The sequence below is a fragment of the Piscinibacter defluvii genome, from assembly GCF_004011805.1.
Taxonomy (GTDB): domain Bacteria; phylum Pseudomonadota; class Gammaproteobacteria; order Burkholderiales; family Burkholderiaceae_C; genus Piscinibacter; species Piscinibacter defluvii.
Genome location: NZ_RCHJ01000004.1, coordinates 315,959 through 337,251 on the forward strand (window position 1 = coordinate 315,959; position 21,293 = coordinate 337,251).

The window sequence follows — 21,293 nt, forward strand, 5'->3', positions numbered from 1 at the left end:
CGAGGCGCGCCGGCGTGGCCCCGCCTACCGTGAAGCCATGAGCCGCCGGGCAGTCCCGCCCGGGGCCATAGATCGACGGAGGTTTCCATGTCTCGCTTCATCGCTCGTCTCGCCGCCGGCGCGCTCGCCGCCGCCTTCGTGCTCGCCACCACCGCCTGCGCCGTCATGCCCTCGGGCCATGCGCCGATCGCGCAGGACACGCACGACTTCGTCGGCGGCCAGGACTGAACCCGGACCGGCGGGTGTCCCTGCGGGCACCCGCCCGCCCGGCACGGCCCGGTCATGCCTTCGGGTACTTGGCGTTGGCCTTGCGCACGAACTCGTTGGTCCAGGCCGCGGCCAGGTCGAACTTGTAGCCCTTGATCGTGTCGTCGATGCTCTGCAGCGCACGCACCGCGGTGGCCGCGCCGGCCTCCGGGAAGCTGCCGTCCGGCGAGAGCGCGCCCTTGGCGGCGAGGAAGGCGTCGATGTAGACGGCGCGGTCGCCGAGCAGGTAGCTCTCCGGCACCGCCTTGATGATCTCGCCCGGGCCGGCCGCCTGGATCCACTTGTCGGCGCGCACGATCGCATTGGCCAGCGCCTGCGCGGTGGCCGGATGCTTCTCGACGAAGGACAGCGGCGCGTACAGGCAGCCCGCGGGCATGGGCCCGCCGAACACCTTGTCGGCCTCGGCGACGATGCGCGTGTCCGAGAGGACCTTCAGGTCGCCCGAGCGCTGCAGCAGCGTGATCACCGGATCGAGGTTGCTGATCGCGTCGATCTGCCCGGCGCGCATCGCCGCCACCGCGCCGTTGCCCGCCCCCACGCCGACGATCGACACCTCGTTCGGCTTGATGCCCGCCTTGGCGAGCACGAAGTTCGCCATCACGTTGGTCGACGAGCCCGGCGCGGTGACGCCGATCTTCTTCCCCTTCAGGTCGGCCAGACTCTTGTAGGCCGGCAATGTCTTCGGGTTCACGCCCAGCACGATCTGCGGCGCGCGGCCCTGCAGCACGAAGGCGCGCATCGGCTGGCCCTTGGCCTGCATGTTCAGCGTGTGCTCGAAGGCTCCCGACACCACGTCGGCGCTGCCGCCCACCACCGCGCGCAGCGCCTGCGAACCGCCGGCGAAGTCGGCCACCGTCACGTCCAGCCCCTCGGCCTTGAAGAAGCCCAGGCTCTCGGCGATGGTCAGCGGCAGGTAGTACAGCAGGTTCTTGCCACCCACCGCGATGGTCAGCTTGGGCTTCTCCAGGGCCTGGGCCCGCACCAGGGCGGGCGCGGCAAGGCCGGCGGTGGCGGCGGAGGCGGCGATCAGCAGGGTGCGGCGTTGCATCGTCGGGGCAGGGTCGATGGCGGGGAGGCCGATTGAACCATGCTCGACGCTTAGAATGAATTCGATGAACCCCCTGCGCCTTCGCGGCCGCTCGCCGGGCCGCCTCGCGCGGGGCCTGTGGCTTGCGGCCGCCGTGGCGCTGGGCGTGCCGGCGGCCGGCGCGGCGGCCGATGCCGAGCTCGTCGCACCGCCGTCGCTCTCGGCGCGCAAGGTCTACGAACAGGCCCGGTCGCAGCTGGTGCAGATCCGCACCGTGCTCAAGGGCCGTGCCAGCCAGACCTCGGTCGGCTCGGGCTTCTTCGTCAGCGCCGACGGCCACATCGTCACCAACTTCCACGTCGTCAGCCAGGCGGCGCTCAAGCCCGAGCGGCACGACCTGGTCTACGTGACGGCCGACGGGCGCGAGGCGCCGGTCACGATCCTGCAGATCGACGTGCTGCACGACCTGGCCCTGCTGAAGGCGGCCGACGCCGATGGCCGCCGCTTCGACGCGCTGAGCTTCCGCCCCGAGGCGCAGACGCTTGCGCAGGGCGAGCGCATCTACTCGCTGGGCAATCCGCTGGACGTGGGTTTCGCGGTGATGGAGGGCAACTACAACGGCCTGGTCAAGCGCAGCTTCTACCCGCAGATCTTCTTCGGCGGCGCGCTCTCGGGCGGCATGAGCGGCGGGCCGGCGCTCGACCAGGAAGGCCGCGTGATCGGCGTGAACGTGGCCCGGCGCGTGGACGGCGAGCAGGTCAGCTTCCTGGTGCCGGCGGCCTTCGCCGCCGCGCTGCTGGCGCGCGGGCGCGAGTCGGCGCCGCTGCCGGTGCCGGCCTACCCGAGCGTGACCGCGCAGCTGATGGCGCACCAGACCGAGCTGACCGAACGCTTCATCCGCCAGGGCTGGAAAAGCGCGACCCACCCGCGCTACCGCGTGCCGGTGCCGGCCGACGAGTTCATGCGCTGCTGGGGCAGCAGCGAGGTCTCGCGCACCGGCGGGCTGGACCTGGAGCGCTCCGACTGCGTGATGGACACGCAGATCTTCGCCGGCGAGTTCAACACCGGCTGGATCGTGGTGCGCCACGAGAGCTACGACGGCAGCAAGCTCGGTGCCCTGCGTTTTGCGGCGCGCCATTCGGCCAGCTTCCGCAACGAGGGCTTCAGCCGCCTGCGCGGCGAGCTGCAGACGCAGCCGCAGTGCCACGAGGACTACGTCGACCGCAAGGGCCTGGTGCTGCGCGCCGTCACCTGCCTGCGCGCCTACAAGAAGCTGCCCCAGCTGTACGACGTGTCGGTGCTGGTGGCCACGCTCGACCAGCCCGAGGCCGGCGTGCAGGGCCGCTTCGACGCCCAGGGCGTGAGCTTCGCCAACGCGCAGCGCCTGGCGCGGCACTACCTCGAGGCCTACGAATGGGCGCCGAAGTGAGCGGCGCCGTGAAGGCCGTCGTCGAGTGGCTCGACCGCGACGGCAGCGCGCGCGCGCTGCACCCGGTGCACGACTGGCCGCTGACGATCGGCCGCGCGCTCGACAACGACCTGCTGCTGAGCGACCCGCACGTGGCGCCGCACCACGCCCGCCTCGCGCCGGGCGAGGCCGGCCTCGAGCTCGAGGTGCTCGACACCGACAACGGCGTGCGCTGCGGCCGCCGGCTGCTGCGCCGCGGCGAACGCGCGCCGCTGTCCGACACCGGCGAGCCGGTCGAGCTCGGCCTCGGCCGCACGCGGCTGCGCCTGCGCCTGCCCGGCCACGCGCTCGCGCCCGAGCGGCCGCTCGAGCGCGAGAGCACGCGCGCCCGGCGCTACGGCACCACGCTGGTGGTCGGCCTGCTGCTGCTGGCCGCGCTGAGCTTCAACACCTGGCTCGACAGCGACCCCGACACCTTCGGCCGCAGCTGGGGCGCGATGCTGCTGACGACCGTGGTCGGCGCCGCGGTGTGGTGCGGGCTGTGGTCGCTGCTGTCCAAGACCTTCACGCGCTCGCTGCACTTCGGCTGGCACCTCAAGGTGTTCCTGAGCGCGAGCCTGGCCTGGATCGTGGCCAGCGTGGTGCCGGAGCTGCTGGCCTACGCGCTGTCCTGGCCGTGGATCTCCGATTTCGGCTGGATCGTGGCCTACGCGATCGGCGCGACGGCGCTGTACTTCCACCTGCTGGCCGTCGAGCCGGCGCGGCCACGGCTGCTGCGCGGCGTGGCGCTGCTGGCGCTGGTGGTCGGCGTGAGCCTGTCGCTGTGGTTCAACCAGCAACGCAGCGACCGGCTCGGTGCCGAGCTCTACATGAGCCACCTGTTCCCCCCGGCCCTGCGGCTGGCGCGGCCGGTGCCGACCGAGCAGTTCGTCGACGGCCTGGCCACGCTGCAGCCGCTCTTGGACCGAAAGGCGAAGGAGAAGACGAATGGCGAGCCCGGCGACGACGAAGAAGAGTGAGCAGGCGCGCGACGCCACGGTGATCGTGACCGGCGGCAGCCGCGGCATCGGTGCCGCGGCGGCGCTGCAGTCGGCGCGCCACGGCTGGGCGGTGGCGGTCAACTACACCCGTGATCAGCGCGCCGCCGACGCCGTGGTGGCCGCGATCCGCCAGGCTGGCGGCCGGGCGCTGGCGGTGCAGGCCGACGTGGCCGAGCCTGACCAGGTGGTGGCGCTGTTCGAGCGCATCGACCGCGAGCTGCCGCCGCTGTGGGGCCTGGTCAACAACGCCGGCGTGGTGGACCAGGCCGCACGTGTGGACCAGATGGACGCGGTGCGCCTGCAGCGCATGTTCGCCGTCAACGTGTACGGCAGCTTCCACTGCGCGCGCGAGGCGGTGCGGCGCCTGTCGACGCGCTACGGCGGGCGCGGCGGTGCGATCGTCAACCTCACGTCCGCGGCGGCACGCCTGGGCGCGCCGGGCCAGTACGTCGACTACGCCGCCGCCAAGGGCGCGATCGACACCTTCACCGTCGGCCTGGCCAAGGAGGTGGCGGCCGAGGGCATCCGCGTCAACGCGGTGCGGCCGGGCATCATCGAGACCGACATCCACGCCTCCGGCGGCGTGCCCGACCGCGCGAAGCAGATGGCGCCGCTGGTGCCGATGCAGCGCAGCGGCAGCGCCGACGAGGTGGCGCGCGCGATCGTCTGGCTGCTGTCGGAGGAGAGCAGCTACACGACGGGTTCCGTGGTCGATGTGACGGGTGGGCGATGAATGCTCAGTAGCCGGAACAGTACTGGAAGTGCATCGGGTCCTTGTTGTTGCCGGACCAGCGCCCGCCCCAGGTGAACCCGTAACCCTCGAGCAGTTCGACCAGCTTCGGGTCCATGTCGCCCGCGGTGCCCATCGCGTTGGTCTTGTCGTTCAGGTCGAAGGCGATGCCCCAGGTGTGCGTCGAGGGCTTGGCCTGGCCGCGCTTCATGCGCCAGTTGTAGCCGCCGCCGGTGCTCTTGATCGAGCCCCACAGGCCCTTGGCCATGATGTCGGCGAACACCGCCTCGTACAGCGGCACCAGCAGCTTGTGGCAGCGCAGGCTGCGCGCCGAGACGGCCATGTTGAAGGTCAGCGGGATCGGCTGCGGCAGCTTCGCCGGGGCGAGGAACTGCGCCTCCCACTTTGCATTGGCCTCGTTGTTCGGCCCCGGCGGGAACTGCGTCAGGTCGCCGAAGGTGGCCTGGATCGCGGCCAGGCCATGCGGCGCGGCCGGCCACGGCATCACCCCGGCGCGCGCGCCCGCCGGGCCCTTCTTCTTCGGCGGCGCCAGCTCGGATCGGGCCGGGATGTGGATGGCCTGGCCGACGACGATGCTCTTCGCATCGGCCAGGCCGTTGTAGCCCGCCAGTGCGGCGGCGAGCTTGCGGTCGCCGAGCAGGGCCTCGGCGATCTTCGGCAGGGTGTCGCCCTTGCGGACGATGTGGGGCTTGGGCATGTCGAGTTCCTCCTCGTCGTCAGGCGGGCGGCTGCCGTTCGGGCGGCACGCCGAGCCGGGATTGAAGCTGGCTGAGCTGGTTAGAAAGATCATGCAGGCGAAGCCAGAGCTGGGCATCACCCGCGCTGCTGGCCTGCAGCAAGGTGCTGGGCGCCTGCGCGGCGGCATGCATGCGCTGCAGCGTCAGGTTGTCCAGGGCCGCCATGACCTGCGTCTTGAGCTGCTCGGGCGAGGCAAACCGGCCGCGCAGGCGTCCGGCACTGGCGCGATCCTTGAACTTCTGCAAGCGCCGCTGCGCCAGCTTGCTGGTCTCGACCATCGAGATCGTCAGCGGATGCAGTTCGTCCATCAGGAACACCAGGATGGGAATCTTGCGCTCCAGTGCACGTTCGAACTCCATCTCGGTGATCGAGCGTTCCTTGCCCTTGGGCTGGCCCTTGGGCACGGTGCCGTAGGAGCGCCCCAGCACGCAGACGTAGACGTCGGCCCGGTCGACCATCTCGAGTGACTTGGTCACGGCATCGACATCCTCGGCCCTCAGGCTCTCCATCATGTCCGGGAAATACCCGGTGGCCAGGCACGCGTCGCGCACCATCGCCCTGTGCTCGGGCAGGTCCCGCCCCGTGCTGCTGACGATGACGGTCTGCCGGTCGGCCATGGGCGAGGATGTTCCGATCCCGCGGCGCGGCCTCAGCGCCGACGTGCCGGCGTCGTGCCGCTGCGCTTGCGCGCCGCCTTGCGCCCGGGCTCGTCGCGCGCGGCGGTCGGCAGCGCTGGCCGGTCCATGCGCCTCGCATGCCCCGGCTGCACACGCTGCGCCAGCTGCTGCAGCCGGTCGGCCGTGCGGCGCAGCGCCCCGTCCGCCGGGCCGCCATCGAGCGACAGCGCATCGCAGAAGCGCGACAGCAGGTCCATCTGCGCGGTGACCGAATCCACCTGGGCCGGACGCGCATGGATCCCGGCCAGCGCCTGCACGTAGCCCGTTGCGACCTGCTCGAGCGCAGCGTCGCCCTCGCCCCCCTCGGCACCCAGGGTGCCGTCGAGCAGGTGCTCGACCAACCCGGCCTCGGCCTGCATCACGGCGTTCCAGAAGTCGGGCGACACCGCGAAGCGCTCCGCCGCGCGGCGCCCGCACTCGCGAGCCTCCGCGATGGCGGCCGGCCGGTCGCCTTCGCGACCGTCCCAGGGCGTCAGGGCCTCGAGCGCGAGCCGGTTCAGCACCAGGTAGGGGTCGGCCGCCGCGTCCGCGGCCGTGCCGCGGTAGGCGTCGCGGCTGCGCTCGAGCGCCTGGCGCAGCGCGGCCGAGATCTGCGCGGCCTCGTCGCGCGACGGGCTCGCCCCCAGCAGCAGGCGCGCGTGCACGCCGGCCAGGCGCTTGTAGGCGCTGCCGTACAGGGCGCTGCGCTCCGGGCTGCGGCTCGTCGCGGTGCCGGCCGCGCCGCCGAAGTCCGGCGCGGTGAGGCGGTCGAGCGTCTCGAGGCGGTACAGCGCGAGATGGATCAGGTCGGCGCGGTTGCTCTGGTCGCCCAGGCGCGCCTCCACGTTGGCGAGTTGCTCGATGTCGCGGATCGGCACGCGGCCGCGCCTGTCGTCGGACTGGAGGGCCGCCAGGAAGGCGGCGCGCGACTTGGCGAAGTCGCCCAGGTCGCGCCAGGTCGCGCCGAGCGCGGACTGCAGGTCGCCGCGCGTCAGCCAGCCGGGCGGGCAACGCTCGCGCAGCAGCGCCTCGAGCTGCGTGCGCTGGCTGCGCAGCACACGCGCGTCGCCGCCGGCGCGCCGCGCCACGTCGGCGCGCACGCCGGCCAGCGCGTCCAGCAGTTCCTCGGGCGACACGAAGCGCTGCCCGGCGCCACCGCCCGTGACGCTGCCCGCACGCGGCTCGGCGACCCAGCCCGGATCGCCGTAGGCCTGGAACGCGCCCCAGGTGATCTCGTCCGGGTTCGCCTCCCAGGCGCGCTGGCGCGCCGTGAACACCGCCTCGCCGAACGGACGGCCCTGCTGCAGCAGCTGCGCGTAGAAGTGCTGGCCGAACACCTGCGCGCTGCGGTCGTCGACCGCCCAGCCGGCCACGATGACGCAGCGCACGCCGATCTCGATCAGCTCGCGTGCCACGCTGGCGGCGAGCTTGTTGCCGTCGCGCAGCAGCGCGCTGTCGATCTTGCCGAGGTGGCAGCAGTTGAGGAACACCAGCTCGGGCACCGCCTCCATCGCGTCGATCTCGGCGGCGGAGATCAGCAGCCCGTCGGACAGCAGCACGCCGCTGCGCCGGCGTCCATCCGCATGCAGCAGGTCGAACACACCGTGGGCCGAGATGTGCAGCAGCCGCCAGGGCTGGCGGTACAGCAGCGCCAGCACGTCCTTGGCCGTCTGCTCGGCACCGATCACCGACCGCACCTCGTACCCCGCGCCGCCCAGCAGCGCGGCGATCGCCTGCGCCTCGGCCTCGGCCCCCTGCAGCGGCGGCGGCGCCTTGCCAGGCCGCTCGGGGGTGCCCGGGAAGGCCTGCTCGAAACCTTCCACCGACGGGTTGCCGACCACCAGCGCGGTGCGCGCCAGGCTCTGCCGCACCTGGCGGCGGTAGTCGGCCGACGCCAGCTGGCGCACGACCGCGGTGCGCAGCGCGAGCGGCCGCCGGTCGGACGGCGCCCCGGTGGCGTCGTCGGCCAGCATCAGCTCCCAGGGCAGGTTGGCGGTGTAGCTGTCGACCACCAGCACGACCCGGTCGAGCTGGCGCGCGGCGTCCTTGAAGTCGTGCGGCACCAGCAGCTGGAACAGCATGCGGCCGAAGTCCTCCTGCCACACCGGGTTCATGATCTGGCCGCGCACCAGCTTCTCGACCAGCCCGGGCTGACGCTGCAGCACCACCGACTCGGCCCGCGCGCGCTGCCCGACGAACAGGAAGCGCAGCCGGTCCGGCACCAGCGCGCGTCGCGCCAGCGCGAACCCTCGCTCGCCGGTCGGATCCGGTGCCACCGTCTCCTCGGGCCGGTCGGCGTCGATCACCATCAGGCGCGGCCAGTAGCTGCCGCCGCCGGCGTCGAACAGGCGCTGGCGCGCGCCCTCGCCCTCGACCAGCTCGCCGCGGCACACCAGCTGCGTGCCGCGCTGCCGCGTCTCCTCGGCCAGGCGCGGCTCGAGCTGGCGCAGCGCATAGACGGCCGTGATCGCGGTGTCGGTGTAGAGCTCGACGATGTCCAGCCGGGCGATGCGGATCGCCAGGCGCGTCGACTCGTGGAAGCGCACGTTGGCCTGGTGCACGCCGCGCACCAGCGCCTCGACCGAGGCGCCCACCGTCAGGTTGGCCGACGAGTTGTAGCCGACCAGCAGCGCGGCCAGCGGCAGCTCGCGCTCCTCGCGGCCGAGCACATCGGCCGCATGCAGCAGGTAGCGCAGCGCCCCGGTGCGCACCGCCTCGGTCAGGCTGTCCAGGGTCAGCGCCCGGTCGTAGCTGCCCAGGCCGGTGACGACGGCGCCCACCAGGCTGCCGCGCTCGGCCTCGAGCCGGTTGGGCACGCGCAGCACCGCCGTGGCCGAACCCAGCGGTCCGGGGTACAGGCCGAGCCGGTAGCGTTCGCCGAGTTCGTTGCCGAGCAGCTCGCGGTCGATCAGGGCCTGCGGGCCGGCGATCGGGTCCTGGTCGTAGTGGCCCACCAGGATCGGCTGGGTCACGAAGCGCAGGTCCTGCGCATGCACCGTCACCTCGAGCCGACGCGGGGGCCTGGACGGCCTGCCGGCGCGCCGCTGCGGCGCTGCACCGATGGCGCGCCGCTGCACCGACTCGGCATCCTCGACCTGCGGCGGGCCGGCGTCGTAGGCCACCGGCACGGGCTGCTCGAGCTCGCGGGTGACGCCCGGCTGCTGCGGCAGCGCATCGGTGCGGCCGTTGTGCAGCAGCTCGACCAGGGCCGGGAAGTACTCGGGGGTGTCGGCCAGGTCGCCGTGCGCGGCCGGCATGTAGTACCAGCTGCCCACGCCGGCGATGCGGCCGGACTCCCAGCTCACCGTGCCGTCGCCGCGGGCGGTGCCGATCATCTTCAGACGGCCGTCGACCTCGCGCAGGCCGCAGGGCGTGCTGGCCGCCTGGCCGAAGACGTAGACGCTGCCGCCTTCGTAGCCTGAGGGCAGCGCCGGGCGCTGCGCGCCGTCCTGGGCCCACAGCCAGCCGCCGGCGTCCAGCGCCTGCTGCGCCGGGCGGCCGCAGCGGCCATCGCCGAACCACAGGTCGCGCACCTTCGTGCCGAGCCGCGCCCAGGTGTCGGCGCGCTGGAAGTCCCACTCGCCGCCGCCGTCGCTCTGGCCCTGGAACTGGTCCTGGAAGCCCGGCTTGGGCAGCAGCGCGAGGGCGCCGCGGAAGCCGGCGACAATGTCCAGCAGCTGCTGCAGGTCGTGCTTCAGGTCCAGGCGCGCCAGCGCGCGCACGGCGCCGCCCTTGCCGAGCAGGGTCTCGACCATCGAGTAGGCGCCCTGGTTCGGCGTGCCCAGCATGACGAAGCGCGCGCCGGGGCGGGCCATCAGCGCGTCCATCAGCGCTCGGTGCCGGTGGATGCAGGCCCGCACCACCAGGCCGCCCATGCTGTGGGCGAGCAGACGGATCGGCTGCGCGCTGCGCGCCATCAGCGCCTGCAGCCGCTCGGCGAGGCGATCGGCCAGCACGTCGAGCGGCTGGCGCCAGTCGTAGCCGAAGCGCTCGACCTGGTGGCTGGCGGCGAGGTGGGCGCACAGGCGGCCATAGGCCAGCGCGAACAGCTCCTGCGGCGCGACGTCGTCGCTGCCCCAGGCGATCTGCGCCAGGCCGCCGGCGATCAGGTCGGACGGGTCGAACCATATGCGGTCGCCGCCGCGCGCCAGGTGCGTGCCCATCACGCCGGGCAGCAGCACCACCACCGGCCGCTCGGCGGTGTCGACCGCGCGGCTGGCGGCCTGCAGCGCCGCCTCGAGATCGGCAGGGTCCGGCAGGGCCGCGAAGGCCGCCACGGACGCCGGGTCGTCGGCCGTCAGCCAGTCGCCCAGCGCGTCGCGCGTGTCGGCGTTCTCGAAGTAGCGGAAGTGGGAGACGTCCTCGCCGCGGTCGAACTTGACGCGCGCGCCGGCACGCGGCGCGATGCCGGCCAGCATGGCCGGCGTGTCGACCACCAGGTCGTTGTCGACCGCCGAGAACAGCAGCTGGTCGGTCAGCAGCACGCCCAGGCGCTGCAGCAGGTTGCCGCCCTCGATGTCGCCGGCGATCACGCCCAGGCGCAGCCCGTCGCGCAGCGGCGCGTCGCGCAGCAGGCGCGCCAGCGGCGCGTCCGGCAGCATCGCCTCGATGCCGGGCACCAGGCGCGGGTTGGTCCGGTTCCTGGCGATCTCGATCACGACGCGCTTGAAGGCGGCGTAGTACGGGCTGCCGAAGAAGCCGGGCACGCGCCCGATCAGCGTCAGCAGGCCGGACAGGAACAGGTCGAAGTTGCCGCTGGCCAGCAGCGTGCCGGCGGCCGGGCAGGCCACGCGCACGTAGCGCTGCAGCTGCGGCTGCTTGGCCTGCAGCTGGGCGTTCAGGCGCTGCAGCAGCTCGCGCTGCGCGGCATGCGCGTCGCGCAGCTCGGCGATCACGCGCGCCGCCTCGGCCGGGTCGGCGTCGCCGGTGCCGGGCAGGTCGTGGCGGTAGGCGGGGATCAGCGCCGACAGGTCGCCGGTGCACAGCAGGTCGCCGACCAGGCCGCCGCGCGAATGCGACACCAGGTCGACTCGCGCGCGTGCCGGCAGCACGTCGAGCAGCGCGAGCGCGTTCTCGATCGGGCTCTCCGACAGCGTGCGGTGCTCGTAGCCGTAGACCCCGCCGGGGTAGCGCTGCTCCAGGGCGGCCCAGAACTCGCGCCCGGCGCCGCGCAGGTCGCCGAAGCTGCCCAGCGTGTGCGAGCCGGTGCCGTGCAGGAACACCAGCATCGGATAGCGCTGCGGCTCGGCCAGCACCCGGGCATCGAGCTGGGTCACCGGCTGGGCACCGAGCTCGCCACCGCTCCAGGCATACAGGCCGGGCCCGCGCGGCAGGCGCTTCTCGACGGCCCACATCAGGGCCTTGGTGCCGGCCCAGCTCACCCCCAGCAGCGCCAGGTCCAGCCCGGTCTCGCGCAACGCGTCGGCGACGATGTCGTCGGGCCGCGCGCCGACGCCGATGCTGAACACCTTGGCGATCAGCCCGCCGAGCGCCTCGCCGAACGAACCGCGCGCCTGCGCGCCGCTCGCGCGCAGCTGCTCGAGCAGCAGCGTGCCGTCGGGCGCGATCAGCTCCGGGTGCGCGCGCTGCAGCGACGCCGCCAGGCGCGCGGCGCTCGTGACCAGGGTGCTGCCGTCGGCCAGCTCGAGCACCAGCACCTCGTCGTCGCCGGCGCGGTGCCGCAGCGTCGCCGCGGCCGCCGAGTCGCGCGTGCGCGCCCCGACATCCCAGGTGCCGCGCGGCACCAGGAAGCCCTCGGGCAGGAAGACGCTGCGCGCCGGATCGACGTCGCGCGAGACGCCGGCGAACAGGTCGGGCAGGCGCGCCTGCGGGGCCGGCTGGCCGAGCAGCTCGATCGCGACGGGCATCGCGGTTCTCCTCGCGTCGTGGATCGGATGGCGCTCAGCTGAAGATCTTGCGGTGGCGCGCGTCCTGGCTGCCGACGATCTGCGGGATCTGCGGGTAGCTCGCCGAGGGCAGGAAGGCCGGCGTGATGGCCTCGTGCCACTGGCCGTAGGTGGCGTTCTCCGGCAGCGCCTTGAGCGCCTTCAGCGCGTAGTAGGTGAAGGCCCCGGTCGGCTTGCCGGCGATGCGCGCGTCGTAGCTGAAGTTGTTCGGCCCTTCCTTGCAGCCGGCCAGCAGCAGGTCGCCGAAGCGGCGCGACATCGCCTTGCCCAGCGGCGAGGTGCCGCTGGGCGCCTGCACGCTGGCCAGCGGCTTGCCGCTCGCGCCGCGCGGCAGCTGGTCGGCCGGCAGCCAGTTGCCCATCGGCAGGAAACGCGGCCGCGGCACGTCGTCGGCGTCCGGGTCGGGTGCCGCGGCCCGGGTCACGGTGCCGGAGTGGCAGCTGTCGGAGATCAGCACCAGCCGCACGCCGCCCTTGCGCGCGGCGAAGATGCGGTGGATCTCGTCGTCCAGCAGCGCGCCGCCGCCGGTCTGGATGTCGTAGGGGCACAGGCCCTCGTCGAGGCCGTCGACCTCGTCGCCGCTGATGTCGGGCACGTAGGTGCCGTGGCCGGAGAAGGTGATCACCACCACGTCGCCGCTGGCCGCTCCGCCGACCACCGCCTGCAGCGCCTGCTCCATCGCCGCCTTGGTGGCCTGCGCGTCGAGCAGCTTGGTCACCTCGAAGCCGCGCGCCTTCAGCTCGGCCTCCCAGGCGTTGGCGTCGTTGACGCAGCCGGCCAGGTCCATGTGCGTGCCGGGGTAGTTGTTGATGCCGATGCACAACGCTCGCTTGGCCATGGGCGACTCCTTTGCAGTGGGCGGCCAGTCTAGGCCGCGCCCGCGCGGCACGGAAGGTCCACGACCCCCAAACTGCCGGGCGATTGATCAGGCGCGGAACAGCGTGCGCGTGTCCAGCCAGGTGACCTGGCCGGTGCGCTGCTCGACCGCCTCCTTCATGTGGCGCGTGCCGCCCGGGCCGTCGCCGCCGCCGCCGTCCCACAGCAGGATGCAGCGCAGCCGGTCGAAGCCCTGCGCCAGCGCGGTGTAGAGCAGCCAGAGGTTGCCGCGCTCCCACACGTCCACGCCCGTCGGCGGCGCACCCAGTTCCTGCGGGGCGTGGCGCGGCGCGTCGGCCAGGCCCGCCTTGAGCGCGAGGTAGCGCATGCGCCACTGCTCGCCGCCGCTGCTGCGCAGCACCGACTCGGCGATGAACTGCGGCTCGGGCAGCGGCTGCAGCAGCTGCACGCGCACGCCGCGTGCCGCGCAGGCCTCGGCGAACAGCAGGTCGCCGCCGGCCGCGCCCTGGGTCAGTGCCAGGTCGCCGGCGCCGGCGCCGAGCGCGTCGAGCGCCTGCTCGATCGCCGCCTGCGCGCGCGGCACCTGCTCGGCCGGGAAGCGCGGCACCTTGCGATCGGGGGCGTCGACCATGTGGCCCGAGAACAGCAGCACCTGGCGCGGCACGAAGGGCGGCGCGAGCCGCGCCAGCTCGCGCTCGACGATGGCCAGCGCGGCGGCCGTCTCGGTCGGGCGGAAACCGAGGTCGCGCAGCATCACGAGCGTCTGGCGCGTGGAGTCGAGCGCGAACCAGTCCTGGTCGGCCGCGGCCACGGCGCTGCCGTACTCGCGCTGCACCGCCTCGAGCGGGTTCACCAGCAGGCACAGTTCGGCAAAGCTGGCACGCGCCCAGTAGTCCTGCCGGTCGCGCTTCTGCGCCGACAGCGCGGCCCACAGCACGCCGCCGGTCAGGTTGTCGAGCACGACCTGCGGCACCTCGCCGCCGAGCTGGCGCAGCAGCAGGTGCAGCGTGAGCGAGTTGATGCCCGAGTAGTGGTGCGAGGGGTCGGCGACGAAGGCCTGGTGGTAGGGCTCGATCGCGTCCTCCAGCAGCGCCCGGCCGGCCGCGGCCGCGGCGCGCCAGGCCGATGCGTCCTCACCCGCCGCGCGCCAGCGCCGGACCCAGTCCTCCTTGGCGATGCGTCCGGCCAGCGACCAGCATTCGGCGTCGCGCGGGTGGTCCTGCGTCAGCCGGCGCGCGGCCTGGCGCGCCTCCTCCACCTGCCCGGCGCGGCCCAGCGCCACCACGCGTTTCTGGCGGCACGCCAGGTGCGCCGGGTCGAGCGCGAGCGCGGCGTCGTACTGCTCGAGCGCGAAGCGCGGCTGGCCGAGCTTGAGCAGGGCGTCGCCGGCGGTCTTGCGCGCCTCGACACGCAGCGCCTGGGTCGGCGTCTCGTCGGCCAGCACCAGCAGGTCACCCGGCCGGCCCTGGCGCCGCGCGATCTCGACGCGGTCCTGCCAGCGCTCCTGGCGCTCGCTGAACTCGTTGCGCTGCGCCAGCAGCAGCTCGCGCCAGGCCGGCTCGCGCAGGTGGTCCAGCAGCTCGTAGACCGGGCTGACCACCCGCGCCGAGGAGGCATCGCGCGTCGCCTCCAGCATCGCCACCAGGTCCTTCAGGTCCTCGGCCAGGAAGGCCGGGTCGGGTGCGCCGTCCTTCAGGTGGTAGACCAGCTTGCGATCGCTGTAGACATCGAACGGATTCGCCGGCCGCGGCCCCTGCACCAGCACCGCGCCGCGCGCACGCAGCGCATGGCGCACGCCCAGCTCGTACCAGACGTTCGGGTTGTCGATCGTCAGGTCGACCACCACCAGGTCGGCCACCAGCAGCTGCTGGAACATGTCGACCCGGATGTCGCCGGCACGCCGCTCCTCGTCGGCACGGAAGTCGCGGTAGCCGGCCGCCTCGAGCGCCGGGCCGAGCAGCTGCGCGCGGATCGCGTCGAAGTCGATCGCGCGGCCGTCCGGCCCGGGCTTGGTGCCGAAGGGCATGGCGATGAAGGCGAGGGGTTTCATGCGAGGTCCTTCAGGGCCTGGTCGAACCAGGCGGTCCAGTCCTGGTTGGGGGGCAGGCGGCCGGCGAGGCGAAGCGCCGCAAGGATCCGGGCGCCTCGTTCGAGGTGATCGCGGCGTTGCCCGGGCGGCAGAAGATCGAGCCCGCCCAGCTTGCCACACGACACGGCCACATCGAGTTGCCACTGCACGCTGCCGAGATCGCGCCCGGCCAGCGCCTCGGCAATGTCCAGGCTCTTTCGATAGGCCTGCAGCGCGCCGGGCAGGTCCCCCTGCGCCACCAGCACGTCGCCGATCTTGTCGTGGCTCACCGACAGGTCACGCTGCCACTGGGTGTTGCCGAAATCGCGCCCGGCCAGTTCCTCGGCAATGGCCAGATCCTTTCGATAGGCCTGAAGCGCGCCGGGCAGGTCTCCCAGCTCCACCAGCACATCTCCGATCTTGTTGTGGCTCACCGACAGGTCACGCTGCCACTGGGTGTTGCCGGCATCGCGCCCGGCCAGCGTCTCGGCAATGTCCAGGCTCTTTCGATAGGCCTGCAGCGCACCGGGCAGGTCCCCCTGCGCCACCAGCATGTCGCCGATCCTCTCGTGGCTCACCGACAGGTCACGCTGCCACTCCGGGTTGCCGGCATTGCGCCCGGCCAGCGCCTCGCGAATGTCCAGGCTCTTTCGATAGGCCTGCAGCGCGCCGGGCAGGTCCCCTTGCGCCACCAGCACGTCGCCGATCTTGTTGTGGCTTACCGACAGGTTACGCTGCCACTCCGCGTTGCCGGCATCGCGCCCGGCCAGCGCCTCGCGGATGTCCAGGCTCTTTCGATAGGCCTGCAGCGCGACTGGCAGTTCCCCCTGCGCTACCAGCATGTCGCCGATCCTGTCGTGGCTCACCGACAGGTCACGCTGCCACTGGATGTTGCCGGCATCGCGCCCGGCCAGCGTCTCGCGAATGTCCAGGCTCTTTCGATAGGCCTGCAGCGCGCCGAGCAGATCCCCCTGCGCCACCAGCACGTTGCCGATCCTCTCGTGGCTCACCGACAGGTTGCGCTGCCACTGGGTGTCTGCCGGGTCCTGCGCCGTTTGCGCGGAGGCCGTCTCGAACGCCAACCAGTACGCCGCCAGCGCCTCGTCGAGCGTACCGCGCAGTCGCTGCAGGTCGCCGATCCGGATCGAGGTCCAGAAGTCACCCGGGTCGTGTTCGTCGGCGCGCCGGTAGGCCGCGAGCGACGCGCGCACGTCCACGGCAAAGGCGAGCGCCCCCTGTTCACGGGCCAGTTCCGCGGCGCGGCGACGGTCGGCCAGCTCCTCGTACCGGCTCCCCGTGGCCGCCCCGGCGGCCGACGCCTCGCGCTCCTGCTCGCGCAACAAGGCCAGGGCAGGCGCCGCGTCGCCCTGCTGCAGCGCCTGCGCCGCGTCGCGCGCGGCCGGCGAGGCGCCAGGGGCCTGCGCGGTCGCCACCGTGCGTGCGATGGCCTCTGCGGTGAGTTGCTCGTTCAGCGCCGCGATCTGGCGCCGCAGTTCGGCGTTTTCCTCCTCGAGTCCGAGCTTGTCGGTGGTGAGCCGGGCGATGATGCGCTGCACCTGCGGGTCGTCCAGCGGCGGCGGGGCCAGGCGCGCCACGGCCTCCTGCACGCCTGCACTCAAGCCCTTGATGAGGCTGCCTTCGTCGTCGAACAGCGCGACGCGCCGATCGGCCTCGACTTCCTGCTGGAAGCGCAGCACCAGCGCCTGGCGCGCGGCATCCAGCAGGTCCGTGACCGCCAGGTCGCGCACGCCCCTGGCTTTCAGCGCGACACAGGGCTTGCGCCCGTCGCGCGCGCGCCGGTATTCCATGTGCGTGATCGACAGCCGCTCCGGGTTGCCGTCCGGCGGCTGGAAGCCGTAGCGGTGCCCGAGCAGCACGACATAGACGTCGCAGCCGTCCACGTCGGCCAGGCAGCTGTCGCGCACGGTGTCGCTGTCGGGCAGGTAGCTGTGCACCGGCTGATGACGCGCCTGCACGAGCCACTCGATCACCGCGCGGCGTTCGGGTTCGAGGTCGGCGACGGTGGACGAGACGTAGACCTTGGCCATGCGCGGGGCGAGTCCGGGGCTGCGCCGCATACTGGGGGCCCCGCCACATCGGCGTCAAGACGCCGATCCGCCCGCGAGGCCGTGCGCCAGCGGCGCTGCAACTCTTGGGGGTTGCACGCAACAGGCGCCCTGCCGAGACTGCGGCCTCCGCTCGAGTCCCCTCGAGCGCCCCATCCACGAGGAGTTCCGGATGCTGCGCACCTCCCCTGCCCTGCTGCTGTCGGCCGCGGCCCTGCTCGCCGGCGGCTGCGCCACGCGGCCGATCAACGACGGCGAGCTCGCCGTGCCGGCCGACTACAAGAGCTGGCCCAAGTTCCTCTCCGCGGTGCAGCGCCCGGATGCGAAGCAGGTGCGCGAGATCTACATGAACCCCGCCGCCACGCAGGCCAAGGCCGGCGGTCCCTTCCCCGACGGCACGCTGTTCGTGATGGAGAACTACGCCGCGCTCGAATCGACCGACGGCAAGCTCGCCACCGGCGCGGACGGCAAGCTGGTCAAGGCCGACCTGCTGCGGGTGTTCGTGATGGGCAAGAACCCCGGCTGGGGCCAGGGCGCGCCGGAGGCGCTGCGCAACGGCAGCTGGGTCTATGCGAGCTACCTCCCGAGCGGCGAGAAGGGCCCGGACGACCTCGCCACCTGCCGTGCCTGCCACCTGCCGCAGGCGGGCAAGGACTTCGTGCACCGCTACGACGAGTACTTCGCGCAGAAGAAGTAGGCGCCGCTAGCGCCGCTCCACCACCAGCGGCACCAGCTGCAGCGCCTCGCGCACCCGCTCGGCGCCGGCGCGCGCCTCGTCGCGGCTGGCATAGGGGCCGGCCTGCAGGCGGAACAGCGCCGCGTCGCTGAACACGCCGAGCAGCGGCGCGAGCCAGTCGACCTCGGCGATCACACGCCGGTGGAAGCTCTCCGCGCCTTCGCGCTGACGGAACGCACCGAGCTGGATCCACCAGCCGCGCTCGGCGCCGGCCAGCGGCCGGGTTGCCGGCGCCTCGGGCAGGGCCTCGGCCGGTGCCGGGTCGTCCGGCGGCAACCCGGCCGGCAGCACCTCGGCGGCCGGCGGCGGCGCGGCCGGCGGCGGGCTCGGTGCCGGCAGCGGAGTCGCCAGCGCCAAGGTGGAGTCGTCGCGCCGCCAGGCGCCGCTGCGGATCTCCTCGAAGGTGAGCCGTTCCAGCTCGACCGGCGCCACGCCGCGCAGCAGTTCGAGCTTGAGCGCCGCGGTGTAGCTCAGGTCGACGATGCGGCCGGCGTGGAACGGCCCGCGGTCGTTGACACGAACGATCACCTCGCGCCCGTTGGCCGGGTTGCGGATGCGCGCGTAGCTCGGCAGCGGCAGCGTCGGGTGCGCCGCGCTCATCGCGTACATGTCGTAGACCTCGCCGTTGGCGGTGCGCCGGCCGTGGAACTTGCGCCCGTACCAGGACGCCAGGCCGCGCTCGCGGAACGGCCGGTCGGCGGTCATCGGCACGTAGTTGCGGCCGAGCACCTCGTAGGGCTTGTTCGGGCCGCCGTTGCGGATCGGCTCGATGCGCGGCGTGGCATCGGGCACGCTGGCCAGGCCGGGCGGCGGGTTGGCGCCGGGGCCGTCGCGTCCCCTGGGCGCCGAACCGCAGCCGGCCAGCAGGGCGGCCAGCACCATCGGCAGCAGCAGTGCGAGCGGGGCACGAACGCGGACCACGGCGCGAGTGTAGGGGCGCCCCGGCGCCGCCCCACGCCGTGAATCCTTCACGCCGGGGGGTCGGTGCGCCGCCGACGCTTGCCGCGCGTCATGGACGCGACCAGGGTTCTCCCTAGACTGGCCGGTGTCGCGGCACGTATCGTGCTGCGCCAGCGCGATGGACAAACACTACCTCACTCCCCTCTTCTCGCCCGAATCGATCGTCGTGTTCGCCGGCCGCCCGGACGATGCGACGCAGCCCGGCTCGCACGCCGCGGCGCTGCACCAGGCGCTGCGCGCGCAGCGCTTCAGCGGCACCATCACCTTCCTCGACACCAGCACCAGCGGCACGCTGGCCGACCTGGCGCAGTCGCGCGCCGACCTGGCGATCATCGCGCTGCCGCCCTCCGAGATCCCCGCCGCGCTCGAGATCGCCGGCCGCGTCACCTGCCGTGCCGCGCTGGTGATGAGCAGCGGCGTCGACGCCGAGCAGGCGCGCGAGCTGTCGCGCATCGCGCGGCGCGCCGGCATGCACCTGCTCGGGCCGAACTCGCTGGGCATCCAGCGCCCGCTGCTCGGCCTGAACGCGAGCGCCGCGGGGCCGCTGGCCAAGCCGGGCTCGCTGGCGCTGGTGTCGCAGTCCGGCGCGCTGATCACCTCGATGCTCGACTGGGCGCGCGGCAACGCGGTCGGCTTCTCGGCCGTGGTCTCGCTCGGCCAGCATGCCGCGGTGGACATCGCGCAGGTGCTGGACTTCCTGGCCAACGACCCGCGCACGCAGAGCATCCTGCTCTACCTCGAGGGCATCGCCAGCGCACGCGGCTTCATGAGCGCGCTGCGCTCGGCCGCCACCGCCAAGCCGGTGGTGGTGCTGAAGGCCGGGCGGCGCCCCGCCGGCAACGCCGCGGCGCAGACGCACAGCGGCGCGATCGTCGGCAGCGACGACGTGTTCGACGCCGCGTTGCGCCGCGCCGGCGCGGTGCGGGTGCGCAGCTTCGTCGAGCTGTTCTCGGCCGCCAAGTGCCTGGCCTCGCGCTACCGCCCGGTGGGCACCCGCCTGGCGGTCGTCACCAACGGCGGCGGCCCGGGCGTGCTGGCGGCCGACTGGATCAACGAGATCGGCCTGCAGCTGGGAAGGCTCGCGCCCGAGCGCGCCGCGGCGCTCGCGCCGCAGCTGCCGCCCGGGGCCTCGCTCACCGACCTGATCGACCTCTCCGAGTTCGCCGGACCGGCGCATTTCCGCGCCGCGGTGGAGGCGGCCAACCAGGACAAGGGCCTGGACGGCGTGCTCGCGATCCTCTCGCCCAAGCTCGGCATCGATGCCGTCGAGGTGGCCCAGGCGGTGGCCGCGATGCGCCCGCAGATGGGCAAGCCGCTGCTGGCCTGCTGGATGGGCGACGCCACGGTCGAGGCGGCGCGCGACGCGCTCGGCGAGGCCGACGTGCCCTGCTTCCGCTCGCCCGAGGCGGCGGTGGGCGCGTTCTCCAACATCGCGAGCTTCTACCGCAACCAGCAGCTGCTGCAGCAGACGCCGCCGCCGCTCACCGCGCTGGCCAAGCCCGACATCGAGGGCGCGCGCCTGGTCATCGAGAGCGTGCTGGCGGAACGCCGCAAGATCCTCACCGAGATGGAGAGCAAGACGCTGCTGTCGGCCTTCCACATCCCGGTGACCGAGACCATCCTCGCACGCAGCCCGAACGAGGCGATGATGATCGCCACGCAGCTCGGCTTCCCGGTGGCGCTGAAGATCGATTCGCCCGACATCGCGCACAAGTCCGACGTGCAGGGCGTGGCGCTGAACATCATGAACGGCACCGGCGCGCGCGACACGTATCAAGACCTGGTTGAGCGCGTCGCCCGGGCGCAGCCCGGCGCGCGCATCAACGGCGTGACGATCCAGAAGATGGCGCCGGCGCGGCGCGGCCGCGAGATCCACGTCGGCGTGGTCACCGACGACCCCTTCGGCCCGGTGATCGTGTTCGGTGCCGGCGGCACGATGATCGAGCTGATCGGCGACCGCGCGATGGAGCTGCCGCCGCTGAACCAGTTCCTCGCACGCCGGCTGATCGAGCGCTCGCGCGTCGCGCAGACGCTGGGCGAGTGGCGCGGCGCGCAGGCCATCGACATGGAGGCGCTGGAGCAGATCCTGCTGCGCGTCTCGGAGATGGTGTGCGAGCTGTCGCAGCTGCGCGAGATGGACATCAACCCGATCATCGTCGACGAGCACGGTGCGCTGGCGGTGGACGCACGCATCGTGATCGACCATCCGGCCGCAGGCGTCGGCGGCCGGGTGAACGGCTACAACCACCTCGCGATCCTGCCCTACCCGGCGCGCTACGAGCAGGTCTGGCCGATGCGCGGCGGCGGCGAGTACCGCGTGCGGCCGATCCACCCCGACGACGCGCAGATGCTGCAGGCGCTGGTGCACGGCCTGTCGCCGCAGAGCCGCTACTTCCGCTTCGTCTCGTCGATGGCCGAGCTGCCGCCGGCGATGCTGGCGCGCTTCACGCTGATCGACTACGACCGCGAGATGGCGCTCGTGGCGGTGGTCGACGAGAAGGTGCCCGGCCCGGACGGCGAACCGGTCGAGAAGGAACGCATCATCGGCGTGTCGCGCTACGTGACCAACCCCGACCGCTCGAGCTGCGAGTTCTCGCTGGTGGTGGCCGACGACTACAACGGCAAGGGCCTGGGCGCGCGGCTGATGGAGTCCATCATGCAGGTGGCGCGCGACAAGGGCCTGGCCGAGATCGAGGGCCTGGTGTTGGCCAACAACGCGAGCATGCTGAAGCTGATGCGCGCGCTCGGTTTCACCGTGAAGCCCTTCGTCGAGGACCGCGACTTCGTGCTCTGCAGCCACGCGCTGTAGCGCGCCGCCGGCGGCCGTGCCGGT

Annotated in this window: 14 protein-coding genes; 6 read left to right on the top strand and 8 right to left on the bottom strand. The window is 72.9% G+C overall.

What is annotated here, in order from left to right; genetic code table 11:
* Nucleotides 1-87 precede the first annotated feature (87 nt).
* Nucleotides 88-228 (top strand): hypothetical protein, encoded by a 141-nt coding sequence (locus D9C15_RS33405; RefSeq protein ID WP_164886725.1) that lies wholly within the window; start codon nucleotides 88-90, stop codon nucleotides 226-228.
* A gap of 52 nt (nucleotides 229-280) precedes the next feature.
* Here the strand turns inward: D9C15_RS33405 and D9C15_RS14095 are convergent, their stop codons facing one another.
* Entirely contained in the window at nucleotides 281-1,315 is a 1,035-nt protein-coding gene (locus tag D9C15_RS14095) for an ABC transporter substrate-binding protein (protein WP_127998240.1), read from the bottom strand.
* A gap of 64 nt (nucleotides 1,316-1,379) precedes the next feature.
* On the opposite strand from D9C15_RS14095, the gene D9C15_RS14100 reads away from it, so the two are divergent.
* From D9C15_RS14100 to D9C15_RS14110, 3 genes are read left to right on the top strand one after another with little or no spacing between them, the layout of a single operon-like run.
* The gene (locus D9C15_RS14100; RefSeq protein ID WP_127998242.1) at nucleotides 1,380-2,723 is read left to right on the top strand and encodes a S1 family peptidase; all 1,344 of its coding nucleotides are present in this window, start codon (nucleotides 1,380-1,382) and stop codon (nucleotides 2,721-2,723) included.
* Complete coding sequence (locus tag D9C15_RS14105) at nucleotides 2,708-3,721, top strand: FHA domain-containing protein (protein ID WP_127998244.1); 1,014 nt, start codon at nucleotides 2,708-2,710, stop codon at nucleotides 3,719-3,721. Before D9C15_RS14100 ends, D9C15_RS14105 begins: the two co-directional genes overlap by 16 nt.
* Nucleotides 3,690-4,475, top strand: coding sequence for an SDR family oxidoreductase (locus D9C15_RS14110; RefSeq protein WP_127998246.1), 786 nt, complete (start codon nucleotides 3,690-3,692; stop codon nucleotides 4,473-4,475). The genes D9C15_RS14105 and D9C15_RS14110 overlap by 32 nt, the downstream gene beginning before the upstream one ends.
* 4 nt (nucleotides 4,476-4,479) lie before the next feature.
* Here the strand turns inward: D9C15_RS14110 and D9C15_RS14115 are convergent, their stop codons facing one another.
* The 6 genes from D9C15_RS14115 to D9C15_RS14140 all read right to left on the bottom strand — a co-directional run bounded on the left by D9C15_RS14115 (nucleotide 4,480) and on the right by D9C15_RS14140 (nucleotide 16,746).
* Complete coding sequence (locus D9C15_RS14115) at nucleotides 4,480-5,190, bottom strand: M15 family metallopeptidase (protein WP_164886726.1); 711 nt, start codon at nucleotides 5,188-5,190, stop codon at nucleotides 4,480-4,482.
* A gap of 19 nt (nucleotides 5,191-5,209) precedes the next feature.
* A complete protein-coding gene (locus tag D9C15_RS14120) occupies nucleotides 5,210-5,848 on the bottom strand; it encodes a DUF4062 domain-containing protein (protein ID WP_127998250.1) in 639 nt (212 codons plus the stop codon).
* A 32-nt stretch (nucleotides 5,849-5,880) separates the two neighbouring features.
* A complete protein-coding gene (locus tag D9C15_RS14125; RefSeq protein WP_127998252.1) occupies nucleotides 5,881-11,754 on the bottom strand; it encodes a DUF7379 domain-containing protein in 5,874 nt (1,957 codons plus the stop codon).
* 34 nt (nucleotides 11,755-11,788) lie between these two features.
* Nucleotides 11,789-12,631 (bottom strand): caspase family protein, encoded by an 843-nt coding sequence (locus D9C15_RS14130; protein ID WP_127998254.1) that lies wholly within the window; start codon nucleotides 12,629-12,631, stop codon nucleotides 11,789-11,791.
* An 87-nt stretch (nucleotides 12,632-12,718) separates the two neighbouring features.
* Nucleotides 12,719-14,680 carry a TRAFs-binding domain-containing protein gene (locus D9C15_RS14135; RefSeq protein WP_127998256.1) on the bottom strand — a complete coding sequence of 654 codons (1,962 nt, stop codon included), beginning with the start codon at nucleotides 14,678-14,680 and terminating at the stop codon, nucleotides 12,719-12,721.
* Nucleotides 14,677-16,746, bottom strand: coding sequence for a tetratricopeptide repeat protein (locus D9C15_RS14140; protein ID WP_164886727.1), 2,070 nt, complete (start codon nucleotides 16,744-16,746; stop codon nucleotides 14,677-14,679). Before D9C15_RS14140 ends, D9C15_RS14135 begins: the two co-directional genes overlap by 4 nt.
* Before the next feature lie 190 nt (nucleotides 16,747-16,936).
* Between D9C15_RS14140 and D9C15_RS14145 the strand changes: the two genes are divergently transcribed.
* Nucleotides 16,937-17,461 carry a cytochrome P460 family protein gene (locus D9C15_RS14145; protein WP_127998260.1) on the top strand — a complete coding sequence of 175 codons (525 nt, stop codon included), beginning with the start codon at nucleotides 16,937-16,939 and terminating at the stop codon, nucleotides 17,459-17,461.
* Between the two features lie 6 nt (nucleotides 17,462-17,467).
* On the opposite strand, the gene D9C15_RS14150 is transcribed toward D9C15_RS14145, so the two are convergent.
* On the bottom strand, nucleotides 17,468-18,421 hold the full coding sequence (locus tag D9C15_RS14150; protein WP_445669284.1) for a septal ring lytic transglycosylase RlpA family protein: 954 nt from the start codon (nucleotides 18,419-18,421) through the stop codon (nucleotides 17,468-17,470).
* 157 nt (nucleotides 18,422-18,578) lie between these two features.
* Between D9C15_RS14150 and D9C15_RS14155 the strand changes: the two genes are divergently transcribed.
* Nucleotides 18,579-21,269 (top strand): bifunctional acetate--CoA ligase family protein/GNAT family N-acetyltransferase, encoded by a 2,691-nt coding sequence (locus D9C15_RS14155; RefSeq protein WP_127998261.1) that lies wholly within the window; start codon nucleotides 18,579-18,581, stop codon nucleotides 21,267-21,269.
* The last annotated feature ends 24 nt before the right edge of the window (nucleotides 21,270-21,293 follow it).

Coding starts and splice junctions, on each gene's coding strand:
- D9C15_RS14125 (WP_127998252.1), bottom strand. CDS start 11,754: ATGCCCGTCGCGATCGAGCTGCTCGGCCAGCCGGCCCCGCAGGCGCGC.
- D9C15_RS14105 (WP_127998244.1), top strand. CDS start 2,708: ATGGGCGCCGAAGTGAGCGGCGCCGTGAAGGCCGTCGTCGAGTGGCTC.
- D9C15_RS14145 (WP_127998260.1), top strand. CDS start 16,937: ATGCTGCGCACCTCCCCTGCCCTGCTGCTGTCGGCCGCGGCCCTGCTC.
- D9C15_RS14100 (WP_127998242.1), top strand. CDS start 1,380: ATGAACCCCCTGCGCCTTCGCGGCCGCTCGCCGGGCCGCCTCGCGCGG.
- D9C15_RS14110 (WP_127998246.1), top strand. CDS start 3,690: ATGGCGAGCCCGGCGACGACGAAGAAGAGTGAGCAGGCGCGCGACGCC.
- D9C15_RS14135 (WP_127998256.1), bottom strand. CDS start 14,680: ATGAAACCCCTCGCCTTCATCGCCATGCCCTTCGGCACCAAGCCCGGG.
- D9C15_RS14095 (WP_127998240.1), bottom strand. CDS start 1,315: ATGCAACGCCGCACCCTGCTGATCGCCGCCTCCGCCGCCACCGCCGGC.
- D9C15_RS33405 (WP_164886725.1), top strand. CDS start 88: ATGTCTCGCTTCATCGCTCGTCTCGCCGCCGGCGCGCTCGCCGCCGCC.
- D9C15_RS14130 (WP_127998254.1), bottom strand. CDS start 12,631: ATGGCCAAGCGAGCGTTGTGCATCGGCATCAACAACTACCCCGGCACG.
- D9C15_RS14120 (WP_127998250.1), bottom strand. CDS start 5,848: ATGGCCGACCGGCAGACCGTCATCGTCAGCAGCACGGGGCGGGACCTG.
- D9C15_RS14140 (WP_164886727.1), bottom strand. CDS start 16,746: ATGGCCAAGGTCTACGTCTCGTCCACCGTCGCCGACCTCGAACCCGAA.
- D9C15_RS14115 (WP_164886726.1), bottom strand. CDS start 5,190: ATGCCCAAGCCCCACATCGTCCGCAAGGGCGACACCCTGCCGAAGATC.
- D9C15_RS14155 (WP_127998261.1), top strand. CDS start 18,579: ATGGACAAACACTACCTCACTCCCCTCTTCTCGCCCGAATCGATCGTC.